Origin of the sequence: Flavobacterium rarum (SeqCode) (genome assembly GCF_965234445.1) — a bacterium.
In the GTDB taxonomy this organism is placed as follows: Bacteria; Bacteroidota; Bacteroidia; order Flavobacteriales; family Flavobacteriaceae; genus Flavobacterium; species Flavobacterium rarum.
In genome coordinates, this window is record NZ_OZ248484.1 from 86,382 (window position 1) to 100,409 (window position 14,028).

Sequence of the window (14,028 nt, forward strand, 5' to 3'; positions counted from 1 at the left end):
ATTCGTTGCAAGTCCTCACTGGAAAAGCAAAGTTTCCAATGTTGCAAAAAGAGCTTCCTTTGGTCGCTTTTTTGCACCAAGAAACTTTAACTTTTCCTGTTCCGGGCTTTCCACTGCTATCAAGGCTAGGGCTTTCCGTTTACGATCTTATTTCTGTTAATTTTGGAATTCTTAGCCTAACTTAGATTTCCTTTTATGCTTAAAAAAAGCAGTTAATTCGGCAGAACATACATACTCGGCAGTCCATTTACCAAAGCCGATTTTGATTTTGTTGCAAAAGTTTTAAAATCAGCTGCGTTTGCTGCTGTAGGTGTTGGTACATAATAACCATCTTGATTGTTGTTCCAAAACATAACATAACTGATCTGGATGCTATTTGCCGTCAGTGTGCTGTACAAATAAGAAGAGAACCAATTGGTGACGGGAGAAATAGTTGCTGTAACGCGGTAACCCGTTTCGGTCATTGCGGCAATTTTTACTTTGGTGATTGCCAAATCGGATAGCATTTTAAGTTTAGCATTGGCTTTGTCAGCTCCTACCTGTCCTTGGTTATTCAAATCACCATAATTGTCCATTCCCAAAACATCTACGTATGCATCGCCAGGATAACGGCTCAAATAATTGGAGGAAGTAGAATAGAAGTTATCAGGAGAAAAAGCATATAAAATGTTGTGAATTCCTTTGGTATCTCTTAAATAGTCTACTGTAAATTGATATGCAGCTTTGTACTCATCTGGCGAACAAAAATCAGCTCCCCACCAAAACCAACTTCCATCAAATTCATGAAAAGGTCTGAAAATAATGGGAATCAATTCTCCTTTGGAGCCTTTTAAATTCGAAATTACACTAGCAATTTTATCCAGTTTTGTTTTGTACCAGGCGTTATTGACACCACCAGGCAAAATGCTCTTGAATGCAGTTGCTTTTTGATCGGCGGTCATATCTGTGGCATAAAAGCTGTCTTCTTTATTGGGTTCTCTGAGGTGCCAACAAAAAGTATTAATAATACCTGCGGCATAAGCTTTTTTTACATCGCTTATTGTTTTTAGCTCTTGTTGATAAAACCAATTATCGGCTTGACCATTATTGCTTTTATCAGTGATAAACATAAAATCGGAACCCAAAAGTGCGGGGTCAAATCCAGTTGTTTTCTTGATATCTGACTCTGATGTAGAACCGTTATTATAAAATCCATTGAAAGCATCTTGCTGGCCAATAGCAAATTTGGTTTTTGCCAATTTCTTTAAGTTATAAAATAAAGCAACTGTTTCTGCAGTAGCGTTTTTATCGACTAAATAATTTTTCGCATTTAGAGCTGTAAGTGCATCCGAAGGTGTTGTCACGGGTGGAGTGACAACAACTGGAGGTGTAACTGGATTTGGAGCAGGATCATCTTTGGAACAGCTACTAAATACAATTATAAAACTGCTTATTATGGTTTTTAGAGATAGGTTTTTCATCTTGTGTTTTTAAATACGGTGAATTAATTCAATGCAAGCTCTGCTATTGTGATACGGGCATTTCCAGAAACCAGCCTTGTCTTTTTGCATTTTAGAATAATCACCGTTGATACCCCAAAACCATTCGCCATTTTGTTTGTCAATAATGTGTTTTTGAACAAAATCCCAGTTTTTGAAAACAATGTCTAAGTATTCTTGTTTTCCAGAAAGTTGCCAAGCGTTAAAGTAACCAATCATCAGTTCAGCTTGTGGCCATGAATGTTTTTCGGACATTAATTTTTGGGTTTCTGGATCGTATTCATACCATAATCCGCCATCGGAATCGATTCCTTCTTTGGTTACTTCGGCAATTTGAATGGCGTGTTTTTTATAACTGGCGATTAATGCTGCGTCTCCCGAAATTTCAGCACATTGCAACAAAAGCCATGCTGCTTCAATGTCATGACCGTAGGAGATAACATCTTTCTTTTCTACCCAATTTTCGTCAAAAAACAATCGTAAATGACCGGTTTCGGTATTGATGAAATATTTTTCGATGGTTTTCAGTAATTCGATAATTATTTTTCGTAACGATTTGTCTTTCCAAACTTTATATAAATTGGCATACCCTTCAACGATGTGCAAATGGGTATTCATTGTCTTCTTTTCGTTGGCATCTTTTTCGCTCAAGCGTAAATCTTCAATAGGTTGCCAGTCACAGGTAAAGGCTTCCAGATATCCTCCTTTTGAGACATCGTAACTGTATTTTTGAATTTTTTCATACAAAGAAATGGCCATTTCCAATGCTTTTTTGTCTTGAGTAACCGAAAAATATTCGCTTAAACCATAAATAACAAAGGCCAAGGCATAAATTTGGTTTTTGGTGTCTTTTGGAGTTCCATCAGAATTTAGACTCCAAAAGACACCGCCAAATTCAGCGTCGTAAAAATGTGCTGAAATGTATTCAAAAGCACGTTCTGCGGTATTTAAGTGTTCTTGGTTGTTTGAGATTTTATAAGCCGCAGAAAAAGTCCATAGTAATCTTGCATTCAGCACAGACCCTTTCTCGGCTTCGAAGTTTTTTGCATCATTATAATCTATTTGACCAATGAACCCCCAGTTTTTAGTGTCAACAGTGTTTTCCATCCAATAGGAAAGAATACTTTGAAGTTCTAACTTTAGTTCTATTTTTAGATTTTTTAAATGGGTTTGCACGTTTATGAAATTTCTTTGTTTTTATTCACTTGCTTGATAATAGTGTTTACAGAGCCAGAAGAAGTAAAGGTGTCCTCAGGGGTGTTCATAACATAATCCACTAACTTTTCTACAGAGGAAACTGCCACGTGCATTCTGGTGTCTGAAGAAGCATAATAGATATAAACTGTCCCATCTTTGTCTTCAATCCAGCCATTAGAAAACAAAACATTGGAAACATCTCCAACTCTTTCAATTCCTTCAGGAGCCATGAAATGTCCAGCAGGAACATACGTTACTTTGGCAATATCATTCAAATCTGTCATGAACATGTAAAGTGTATATCGTAAACCTGCAGCTGTATTACGTACACCATGAGCCAAATGCAGCCAGCCTTTTTCTGTTTTTATAGGTGCTGGTCCAAGACCATTCTTCAACTCATATACGGTGTGGTATTGTTTTCCGTAAATGATTTTTTCGTCTTTTACAATTGGATTACTCATGTCTTCGACAAAGCCAAGTCCAATGCCACCACCGTTTCCTACATCAATAAATCCATCTTGGGGACGAGTGTACAGAGCATATTTGCCATCTACAAATTCAGGATGCAAAACTACGTTGCGCTGTTGTCCTGTATTCGAAATCAAATCAGGTAATCTTTCCCAGTTGATTAAATCTTTGGTACGAACAATTCCGGCATTTGCAATAGCGGTGCTTGTATCTCCTTTTGGAGCAGAAGGATCTTTTCTTTCGGTACAAAAAATACCATAAATCCATCCGTCTTCATGGTTTATCAAACGCATATCATACACGTTGGTGTCTGGTTCCTCCGTTTGTGGAATCACGCAAGGTTTGTCCCAAAATTTGAAATTGTCAACACCATTTGGGCTTTCGGCAATGGCGAAAAACGATTTTCTGTCGGCACCTTCTACACGGGCTACGAGGATGTATTTGTCATTCCATTTTATGGCGCCTGCATTGAATGTTGCGTTTATGGCAATTCGTTCCAAAAGCAACGGATTTGTACTTGGGTTAAAATCAAATCTCCATTCCAGCGGAGTGTGTGACGCTGTTAAAATTGGGTTTTTATAGCGAGTGTATATTCCGTTTCCAATTCCGTCTTGTGGTTCGTTTTTTGTTTGAATTAAGGCATTAAATTGTTTGTCGAGTTCGATTTTTATTTGATTTAAATCGGCGTTTAGTTCTGTTGTGCTCATAATTGAATTTTCTAAAGTCAAGTATTATTTGTTTAAATTTCTTTTTGTATTAAGTTCATCTTCGATAGTTTGCAGCATTTCTTCCGATAGCGGGTAGAATAAAATAAAAAGCACCGATACTGCGGCTGCAATTGCTGGAAGTATACTCAGCATTAATAATATTCCGTTTTGTGTTGTAATTGATTGTACCACATTGGCCTGGAAACCAAAATAGCCAAGAAGCCATCCTGTAGCGGCGCCACCAATTGTCCAACCAAATTTTTGGGACATCGACGAAGCCGAAAAGATAAGTCCAGTGGCTCTTCTGCCTTGTTTCCATTCCGAATAATCGGCACTATCGGCATACATAGACCAGATTAATGGGAAGATGCATCCGGCACAAATACTGATTAGTACTTGGAAAACCATGATAAGCACTACATTTTCTTTACCGATATAATAGAAAAAGACACTCAAAATAGCGGCTAGAGCCATAGCACCAAAGAAGGTTTTCTTTTTGCCAATTTTATTAGCAATTGGAGTAGCTGCGATTACACCTATGATGTTGGCTGCTTGTCCTAATACCAAATAGAGTGTGGTTGGAGTCATTGCAAAATTTTCGCCCAAAATGTTGAAACTATAACTTACCGTGCTGCTTACATAATATTTAAAATAATAAACTGCTGCTCCATCACGAATTGAATTGAATACCAAAGCACCAACTCCCGCTCCCAATAATATCCACCAAGGTCTATTTTTGAGAAGGTCATTTAGATCTTCTTTTAAATTGGGTTTTTCGTCATTTATGGGTTGCACTCTTTCTTTGGTAAGAAAAAAACAAGACCAAAAGAAGATAGTTGTGATGATTCCAAAAACGATTATAGTATACAGCCAACCTGTTTTAGAGTTTAAGTTTCCGCCAAAATGATTCACCAAAGGTTCAATTAACCAAAGTGCCAGTAAGCTTCCCGCAAAAGCAAAAACCATACGGTAAGAAGAAAGTGTGGTGCGTTCTTTTCGGTCACCAGACATAACTCCAAGTAATGACGCATAAGGAACGTTAATTATTGAATACACCATCATCATTAAAGAATAGGTAACATAGGCGTATATTATTTTTCCTTTTTCATCAAAGTCGGGTGTGTAGAAAGTCATGATTCCTATTAGGGCAAACGGAATGGCTGTCCATAATAAATAAGGCCTGAATTTTCCCCATCGGCTTTTGGTACGGTCTGCAAGAATGCCTACCAAAGGATCAAAGCAGGAATCCCAAATACGAGTTATCAAAAACATGGTTCCTACCACGGCAGGAGCTAGTCCAAAAACATCGGTATAAAAAAACATGAGATACATACTGAAAATTTTCCAGAACATAGAGGAAGCGGCATCTCCTAATCCGTAACCGACTTTTTCTTTTAAACTAATTTTTTGGTTCATTTTTGTTGAGGTTTATAGTCTTGGGTTTTTATTTTTTATAAAGGTTAAAATTTGCTGCATCTTTTTCAAAAAGAATGTTGTCCAGATTATAAAATTCGACAAAATCTTTTTCACTCACTTGACCTTTGAAAGGTGCGTAATAATGCATTTTTTGTTCTTTTTCCTGCCAGCCATGGTTTCTCCAAACCAGTACATAAGATATTTTGTAGTCTCCCATAGCTTTCATCAAAGTGTCCGTCCACCATTTGTCATAAGGAATGGCTTCGTATCCTGTTTCGGCAAAAGCGATGATTTTGTTTTGTTCTTTGGCGATTTGGTCTATGATTCCAAACTGTCGTTGGCAATTTTCAACAAAGGAATTGTCTTTCAAAGGGTCATTGTAAATATACTTGTCAAAACTTAAAACATCAACATATTCGGGGCCTGGATAGTATTCTAAGAAATCTTCTTTGGAGTTGAAATCGGCAGTATTGTACACATAAATTAAATTGTGAACACCTTTTTTTTGTAGATAATCAATAGTGAATTTCCAAAGCGTTTTAAACTCTTCGGGACTTCCATTATTCTTGCACCACCAAAACCAATTTCCAGTAAGTTCATGAAACGGACGATACAACATTGGGATTAAATTCCCTTTTTTATCCTTTAAGGTTAGTATGTATTTTGCAGCTTCATCCAGCCAAGCTTTGTATTTTTCATGACTTACACCTCCAGGTAATGAAGATGCTAATGATTTTGGAGTGGTGTCCCAAGCATTTTTTCCAGTAAGAGGATTGTCAAAATGCCAACTCATTGTAATCACACCTCCTCTATTGTATCCGTCAATGATGTATTGCCTCATTTTGTCAAAAGGAATGCCGTCAATGTTTTTGTCGGATTTGGTTTCAAGACCGCCTAAATCCCAACCATAAACTGCAGGATAGTCTCCAACAACATCTTTGATATCACTTCTGCCTTCCTCGTATTTCCAATTTACTCCATAGGCCAAATCATCTTGATGGCCAAATAGTATTCCTTTGTTGACCGATTTGTATAGGTTTTGATAAAACTGCATAGTTAGTTTAGTTGCTTTTTTGTCGGATAATGATAATTTAGTATTACTTGTCTGGGCAAGAGACAAACAAAATGTGCTAAAAGTGAACAAAAGAGATGCTATATAGGTTGTTTTTTTCATATTTATGGAAATGAGTTTTGATTGGCTTGAATTAAAATTTAATTGAATTAAAATTGAGTGTCAAATGATTATAAATTTAAAATTTTGATTTTGTGTTTTTATTAATTTTTTATCAAAATGTTAAAAAAATAACAGCTTTAAAATGATTTTTATTTTTTGCGGCTATTTTTATAAATAAAAATAAAATTTCATTTTTCAAAGATATAGTAATAACATGTTTTGAATTAATATTATTTTATCAATTTTATATCTTATTATTGCAAATAAAAAAATTAATTATGAGCGCTTTTAAAAATTTTCATAGAGAAATAGTTCCTCTTGCAGCACAAGATAGTTTTTTGGTTTTTGATAGAGTGAAAGATGAATTTGATTATCCGGTGCATTATCATCCTGAATTTGAAATCAATTTTATACGCAATGGAAAAGGAGTAAAACGTGTGGTAGGTGATAATATAGAAGAGATTGATGATGTTGAATTGGTATTGGTTGGTCCCAATTTATACCATGGCTGGGAGTTGAATAAATGTAAAAACAAAGAAATTCATGAGATAACTATTCAGTTTCACAATGATCTTTTTCATGAGTTTTTGTTGTCTAGACGAATTATGACACCTATAAAGGAGATGTTCAATCGTTCTGTGCATGGTATTTTATTTTCAAATCAAGTAGCAGAAATGCTTACTCCACGGTTAATAAAGATATCCAAGTTGGATGGAATGGATTATTTTCTGGAAATCATATCCATACTCTATGATCTTGCAAACTCCCGTAATCAAAGGCTTTTGTCTACTTTTACTGTTGAAAATGATACTTTTGAAGAGTATGATAAGATGAAATTAATATACGATTATATTCAAAAGAATTTTGCCGAAAAATTATCATTAGAAGAAGTAGCGAGTGTGGCCAATATGACAACGATTTCTTTTAATCGATTTATAAAAAAACGCACTGGAAAGACTTTTGTCAATTATATTAATGATATTCGAATTGGATATGCAGCAAGATGGCTTGTCGAGAAAGACCTGAGTATCTCTGAGGTTGCATTCAAATCCGGGTTTAATAATATAGCTAATTTTAATAGAAGTTTTAAAGCTTTTAAAAAATGTACTCCCAGTCAATACAGAGATGATTTTTCAGGATTAAAGAGAATTCTGTAACAATCAACTGATTTTCTGTTAAAAACACTCCTTTAGAAAATTTTTAAGGAGTGTTTTTGTGATTAAGTATATGATATGTATTGTAGCTATTATGTATTAATAATTTAAAAAATTATAACTATAATTTTGTTATGTGTAATTAAATTTTTCATTTTGAAAAAATATTATCATTAAATGATATAATACTATTAATTTAATGTTAGCTACTGTTATAAATTTGTTAATTATAAATCACATTTATTAATGCCAATAATAATAGACGAATTACCCTTTCGGAAATTATTAAACTTAACTAACAAATTTTTATTATGAAAAAATTATTGTCCAACTTAATTCATTGGAAAGTTAACCACAGAAAGGTTCCTTTGATGTTTTTATTACTAACCTGTGGAATAATGAGTGCACAACTTAAGGTACAAGGTGTAGTTACTGATTCGAATAATCTGCCATTGGCTGGAGTTAATATTAAACAAGATGGTGCCTCTCAAGGGGTTTCTTCTTCTTTTGATGGTACTTTCGCAATCGATGTACCTGCAACTGCAACTTTGACTTTTACATTTATTGGTTTTGATACTAAGAAAGTAGCCGTTAAAGGAAATGCAAAACAGAATGTAACCTTAACGTCTTCCTCTGAAAACTTGAAAGAAATTGTTGTTATTGGATATGGTACTCAAAAAAGAGGGAATCTTAATGGTTCTATATCTTCTGTAAAAGCAAAAGATATCGAAAACCTAAAAGTAGTAAGTGTAGATCAAATGCTACAAGGTAAAGCTTCTGGGGTTTCTGTTTCTAATAATAGTGGTGCTCCTGGTGGAGCTGCATCGCTTAGGATTCGAGGGACTACTTCTATTTCTGGGACTAATGAACCTCTATATGTAATTGATGGAATTCCAGTTTCTGGTGATGCCACAGGTAAATCTTCTAGTGGTCAAGCATTAGTGGGGAAAGAAGGTTTTTCTTCTACTGGTGGTGGGGGTAATAATGCAGTTAGTCCATTGTCGATGTTAAATCCAAGTGATATTGAGTCTATTGATATTTTGAAAGATGCATCGGCTACAGCAATATATGGCTCTAGAGGTGCTAATGGGGTTATCATAATCACAACCAAAACGGGTAAAAAAGGAAGTGGTAAGATTGCTTATGAAGGGTATACTTCAATCAGTTCAAATTATAAAAATTTGGACGTGATGAACTTGCAACAATACGCAACAAATAAAACCAATTTGGCCAATTTGTATGGTAATGAAACACGTCCTGAGTTTTCACACCCAGAATTGTTAGGCAAAGGAACAGATTGGCAAGATGAAGTCTATAGAACTGCAGTTTCTAGAAGTCATCAATTGTCTTTTTCTGGAGCCAAAGAGGGTTCTAGCTATTATTTGTCTGGTGGATATTTGGATCAACAAGGTACAATTATAGAATCTGGTTTGAAAAGATATACAATTCGTTTGAATGTAGATTCAAAAATTAGAAGTTGGTTGCGAATAGGGTCAAATCTATCCTCTGGTATTACAGATGAAAAAGTTACAGTAAACCAAAGTTTTCAAGGACTTATCAGTAATACTTTAATGCAATCTCCTGATATACCGGTACGTAATCCTGATGGGACTTTTGCAGGACCGCCATCTGCAGATCAAAGTGTTACCTATTATAATCCTGTTGGAGAAGCTTTGACTAGAGATAATAAATTGACTAGAAAAAACTTTTTAGGAAATATTTATGCTGAATTCTCTATAATTGAAGGTTTGAAATTTAGAACTGAGTTTGCTGCAAATACAGAATATTCTCAAAATGAAGATTTTAGACCTTCTTACAAGTGGGGATCACAAGTAAATCTTTTAGCGGATTTGGATACCAGAAATCAAAATTGGTATTCTACCAATTTTAAAAACTTTTTGACTTACGATAAAACTTTTGGTAAACATCATTTTACTGTTCTATTAGGTCAAGAAGCAAATGATAGCCATTGGGATGGTGTAGTAACTTCTTCTCAAGGATTCAAAAGTAACGATGTTCATACTATCAATTTGGCAGATCCAAAAAACAATACAGTTACAGGTTATAAAGGTAGTGCATCTTTGGCGTCAATTTTTGGACGTGTTATCTATGATTTTGATAATAAATATAGCATTATGGGATCTATCAGACAAGATACATCTTCAAAGTTTGACCCAACTACTGATAATCAAACGGGTGTATTTAGATCAATTTCTGGTTCTTGGAAATTGTCCAATGAATCCTTTATGGAAAGTACTCGCAAATATGTGGACAATATCAAATTCAGATTAGGATACGGAGAAACAGGAAATCAACAAATTGAGAATAATAGATATACAGCCATGTTAGCTACTCAAAATTCTGGTTTAGGTAGCGGTTTCTTAGTGTCCAATTCTCCAAATCCTGATTTAACTTGGGAGTCATTAAACCAAACCAACTTTGGTATTGATTTTACTTTGTTTGATTCTGCTTTTAATGCTAGTATTGACTTTTATAATAAAAAATCGGAAGGGTTTTTATTCCAAGTTCCTTTGCCAACTTACCTTACAGGAGGAGGAGGTCAATATGGAGGGATTTCCGCACCATACTCGAATTTAGGAGTAATGGAGAATAAAGGATACGATATTAGTGTTGGGTATACTTTGAAAGGGAATGGTATTTTTAATTGGGATTCATCATTCAACTTTTCGCATTATTCAAATAAATTAGTTGAAATGCAAAATGGCGTTGTATTGACGCAACAGGTAAATACAAATGGTTACCAGCCTGTTGTTGTTACCAATACAGTTGTAGGACAACCAATTGGTATGTTTTATGGATATGTTACTGATGGTATTTTTAATGACTTGAATACTTTAAATGCAGCTCCTTTGCAATTTGGACAAGCTGTGGGTACTGGAGCAGGAGAAACGTATCTTGGAGATATAAAATACAAAGATGTGAATGCAGATGGGGTTATAGATGCGAAAGACAAAACTTTAATTGGTTCACCACACCCTAAATTTACTTATGGATTTACGAATAATTTCAAATACAAAAACTTTGATTTATCATTATTCATGCAAGGATCTTACGGGAATGATATTATGAATCTTACCAGAAGAGCTGGAACAACAAATGCTTCATTGTTTGAAAATCAATTAGTGGAAGCGTCTAACTATTGGACTCCTACTAATACTAATACAAACATTCCAAGACCAATTGACAATACGGCTAATAATAACCTTCTTATTTCAGATCGTTATATTGAAGATGGTTCATATTTGAGAATTCAAAACTTAACTTTTGGTTATTCATTGCCCCAAGATTTAATTACAAAATTAAAAATGTATAGATTAAGACTGTATGGCTCGGCTCAAAACCTATATACTTTTACAAACTATTCTGGTTATGATCCTGAAATTGGTTCTTTCAATCAAAATCCACTTTTAGCGGGTATTGATAATGGAAGATACCCTTCGCCTAGAATGTATTCATTAGGACTTAATGTAGAATTTTAAAAATAAAAAAATGAAATATAAAACTTTTTTTAGTACCTATAAATTGCTGAGTGCAGCAATTGTGTTTTTGGTTTTTGGGTCTTGTAGTGATGATTTTACCAATAGACCTTCAGAAGATTCTATAAGTTTAGATTCATACTACTCTACAAATGAACAAGTAGCAGCTGCAACCAATGGTATGTATAGCAGAACTTGGTTTCAATTGTTCAATAAATTTTATTGGGCACTAGAAGTGGGGTCTGGAAATATGTATTCTGGTTCACCAGATGTAAGTGGACTTAGAACTTTTTCTTTGAATGGGAGTGATCCGGAATTAGAAAATGGTTGGTCGTCTTTATGGGCGAATGTGGCTCAAGCCAATGCAATTATCAATTTTCTTGAATCTAGAGTAGGCTCCGGAGTTGATCAAAAAGTGTTGCAAAATACCGTTGGAGAAGCTTATTTTATGAGAGCAACAGCTTATTTTTATTTAGTACGCATTTGGGGGCCAGTACCTATTATTGAAAATAACTTGGATTATTCTAAGGACCCAGCAATTAATACAAACCCCGAAGCCGATATTTATAAATTAATCGTAAAAGATTATTTAGCTGCAATCGATAGATTGGCGGATAAAAATAGAGGATCAAACTATAGTGATAATGGACACGTTTCCAAAGGATCTGCCAAAGCATTTTTGGCAAAAGTATATTTGTATCAAAAGGATTATGCTAATGCAAAATTGATGGCCGAAAGTGTAATCAATAGTGGAGAGTTTAAATTAATGGGTGGAGATGCATTACCTGGTTCTTCATTTGCAGATTTATTCAAATACAAAAATAATAACAATGAAGAATCTATCTTCGCTCTGCAATGGAAAGGCGATGGAAGTTATGGCTCTGGAAACAACTGTAATACACAATTTGGAATCAGTTCTTCAACTGTATCTACTTCAAATGCTTCTTATGGAGGTGTTTTTGGACCTTCACAAGAGGTGTTGTCCCTTTATGAAGCTGGAGATGTTAGAAAGCAAGAAACAGTTATGACACCAGGAGCTATCTATCCAGATATTAAAACAACAACTGGTACAGGTTTTACAGTTCCTGCAGGCGAAGGAAATGCACAAAATTCTGGTGGCGGAATCAAGAAATATTGTCTTGGTGTTGTTTCAGCAAACACAGGACCAGCTGATGCTTGGGCTATGATGGATAACAATACGTATATTATGAGATATGCTGAGTTATTGTTGATTCACGCTGAAGCCGTTTTGGCCGGTGGCGGAAGCACATCTGATGCTGGAGCTTTAAATTCTTTTAATGCAGTACGAAAAAGAGCAGGTTTATCTACTAAAGCGAGTATCACTGCGGATGATATTTTTAAAGAAAGAAGATTGGAGCTTTGCTTTGAGGGAGATTATTGGTTTGACTTAGGTCGTATTGATAAAACTAAAGCCATTGCAATTATGTCTGCTCAGAATAGAGGAGATAGAAATGCGGCAAAATATTTTACACCTGTTTATTCTACAGATCATGGTACAAATGACTTTTTTATGGATTATCCAGACAATGACGTAGCTAAAAACCCTAAGTTATTGGAGCCACCTGTTCCTTATACTTTTAAATAAAAAACACTATGAAAAATTTTAAAATAAAGCAAATTTTGAGCTTCTTTACGATAGCCTCAATATTTATAAGCCTCTTTTCTTCTTGTTCAGACGATGACAGTAGTAGTACGGCAAGCCCATTGGTTGTTAATAGTGTGAGCAAAGCCGAAGCTGGGGATTTGGTTCCTACAACTTTTGGTTATCCAGCTAATATGTATGTGATTCAAGGAAGTGGTTTTTTGGGTGTCAAAAAAATCTATTTCAATGATGTTGATACGTATTTCAATCCTACATTGGTTACAGATTCAGCTATTTTTATAACCATAGATTTAAACACACCTTATGCCAATGCATCTAGTGAATTGAAAATTGTAACTTCAAATGGTTCAGTAATTTATCCTTTTATAATTGCTCCTCCTGCTCCCGTTTTTGTAAAAGGATTCAATCCTGTTAATGCATTAGCTGGAGATGTAATAACTATATATGGTAATTTCTTTTTGAAACCAACTGTCAAAATTGGTACTACTGATGTTCCAGTTATTTCTTCATCTTTAACAGAAATAAAGGTAGCAGTTCCTGCAGATTCAAATGATAAATATGTAACAGTAACGACAATATCAGGTTCAGTAGTGTCTTCGAATGCAATTGGTTCTGCGCTTTATGATGATGCTTTGCAAGGAGATGCAGGTCACTGGATGTGGGGTGGAAGTGATGTTTTTGATACCAATAATACGTCTGATGTAGATCAAGGTGAGAAAAGCATAAAATTCGTTTTTGGAGGATGGAGTGGTTCTGATATGAAATTTGTATCTAGAAATGTTTCCAAGTATAAAGCCTTTAGAGTTCGAGTTAAGAGTATTTCTACGGATACAAAAGCAAGTCTAAAATTCGTTTTTGGCGGATGGGCTTTTCAAATCATTAAGCCAATAACTTCGGAGTGGACTACTATTGAAATTCCATTTTCAGAAATTGGAAACCCTACTAATTTTGATCAATTGACTTTACAAGAGTCAGGTAATTTTGGAGGAAATACAATTTTATTTGACAATATGGGTTTTGTATTAAAATAAAATTTGGTTTTGTTTATTTGAGTTAGTTTAAGATATTCCCTGATTGAAAAATCAGGGAATTCTTTTGGTATGTCGGGCATGGTCTTTTTCTAGCAGAGTGAGAGTCTCTGTACACGCCGAGTTGATAGGAAGTGTTAGCAATTGGCAAGGGTGTCTACCGTGAGGTAGAATCTGAAAGAAGCCATCAGCAAAAGTGAGGTTCTGACGCACAGAAATCTAATATAAGGCTGATTTTGAGGGGCAAGCAGGCCATAGACTGCGAAAGCCCAAAATTCAAACGTA

The 14,028-nt window shown here is 35.0% G+C and carries 9 protein-coding genes; 4 read left to right on the forward strand and 5 right to left on the reverse strand.

What is annotated here, in order from left to right:
• Positions 1-212: 212 nt before the first annotated feature.
• From AC8GF4_RS06625 to AC8GF4_RS06645, 5 genes are all read right to left on the reverse strand, one after another.
• The gene (locus AC8GF4_RS06625; RefSeq protein ID WP_506593461.1) at positions 213-1,460 is read right to left on the reverse strand and encodes a glycoside hydrolase family 26 protein; all 1,248 of its coding nucleotides are present in this window, start codon (positions 1,458-1,460) and stop codon (positions 213-215) included.
• A gap of 9 nt (positions 1,461-1,469) precedes the next feature.
• Positions 1,470-2,585, reverse strand: coding sequence for an AGE family epimerase/isomerase (locus tag AC8GF4_RS06630; RefSeq protein ID WP_506593462.1), 1,116 nt, complete (start codon positions 2,583-2,585; stop codon positions 1,470-1,472).
• Positions 2,586-2,656: 71 nt separating this feature from the next.
• The gene (locus tag AC8GF4_RS06635; protein WP_506593463.1) at positions 2,657-3,850 is read right to left on the reverse strand and encodes a glycoside hydrolase family 130 protein; all 1,194 of its coding nucleotides are present in this window, start codon (positions 3,848-3,850) and stop codon (positions 2,657-2,659) included.
• Positions 3,851-3,874: 24 nt separating this feature from the next.
• The gene (locus AC8GF4_RS06640) at positions 3,875-5,266 is read right to left on the reverse strand and encodes an MFS transporter (RefSeq protein WP_506593464.1); all 1,392 of its coding nucleotides are present in this window, start codon (positions 5,264-5,266) and stop codon (positions 3,875-3,877) included.
• 28 nt (positions 5,267-5,294) lie between these two features.
• The gene (locus AC8GF4_RS06645) at positions 5,295-6,440 is read right to left on the reverse strand and encodes a glycoside hydrolase family 26 protein (RefSeq protein WP_506593465.1); all 1,146 of its coding nucleotides are present in this window, start codon (positions 6,438-6,440) and stop codon (positions 5,295-5,297) included.
• 278 nt (positions 6,441-6,718) lie between these two features.
• Between AC8GF4_RS06645 and AC8GF4_RS06650 the strand changes: the two genes are divergently transcribed.
• From AC8GF4_RS06650 to AC8GF4_RS06665, 4 genes are all read left to right on the forward strand, one after another.
• Positions 6,719-7,597 carry a helix-turn-helix domain-containing protein gene (locus AC8GF4_RS06650; protein WP_506593466.1) on the forward strand — a complete coding sequence of 293 codons (879 nt, stop codon included), beginning with the start codon at positions 6,719-6,721 and terminating at the stop codon, positions 7,595-7,597.
• A gap of 308 nt (positions 7,598-7,905) precedes the next feature.
• Positions 7,906-11,094 (forward strand): SusC/RagA family TonB-linked outer membrane protein, encoded by a 3,189-nt coding sequence (locus AC8GF4_RS06655; RefSeq protein ID WP_506593467.1) that lies wholly within the window; start codon positions 7,906-7,908, stop codon positions 11,092-11,094.
• 10 nt (positions 11,095-11,104) lie between these two features.
• Positions 11,105-12,697 carry a RagB/SusD family nutrient uptake outer membrane protein gene (locus AC8GF4_RS06660; protein ID WP_506593468.1) on the forward strand — a complete coding sequence of 531 codons (1,593 nt, stop codon included), beginning with the start codon at positions 11,105-11,107 and terminating at the stop codon, positions 12,695-12,697.
• An 8-nt stretch (positions 12,698-12,705) separates the two neighbouring features.
• On the forward strand, positions 12,706-13,746 hold the full coding sequence (locus AC8GF4_RS06665; protein ID WP_506593469.1) for an IPT/TIG domain-containing protein: 1,041 nt from the start codon (positions 12,706-12,708) through the stop codon (positions 13,744-13,746).
• Positions 13,747-14,028: the final 282 nt, after the last annotated feature.

Coding starts and splice junctions, on each gene's coding strand:
- AC8GF4_RS06625 (WP_506593461.1), bottom strand. CDS start 1,460: ATGAAAAACCTATCTCTAAAAACCATAATAAGCAGTTTTATAATTGTA.
- AC8GF4_RS06630 (WP_506593462.1), bottom strand. CDS start 2,585: ATGGAAAACACTGTTGACACTAAAAACTGGGGGTTCATTGGTCAAATA.
- AC8GF4_RS06635 (WP_506593463.1), bottom strand. CDS start 3,850: ATGAGCACAACAGAACTAAACGCCGATTTAAATCAAATAAAAATCGAA.
- AC8GF4_RS06640 (WP_506593464.1), bottom strand. CDS start 5,266: ATGAACCAAAAAATTAGTTTAAAAGAAAAAGTCGGTTACGGATTAGGA.
- AC8GF4_RS06645 (WP_506593465.1), bottom strand. CDS start 6,440: ATGAAAAAAACAACCTATATAGCATCTCTTTTGTTCACTTTTAGCACA.
- AC8GF4_RS06650 (WP_506593466.1), top strand. CDS start 6,719: ATGAGCGCTTTTAAAAATTTTCATAGAGAAATAGTTCCTCTTGCAGCA.
- AC8GF4_RS06655 (WP_506593467.1), top strand. CDS start 7,906: ATGAAAAAATTATTGTCCAACTTAATTCATTGGAAAGTTAACCACAGA.
- AC8GF4_RS06660 (WP_506593468.1), top strand. CDS start 11,105: ATGAAATATAAAACTTTTTTTAGTACCTATAAATTGCTGAGTGCAGCA.
- AC8GF4_RS06665 (WP_506593469.1), top strand. CDS start 12,706: ATGAAAAATTTTAAAATAAAGCAAATTTTGAGCTTCTTTACGATAGCC.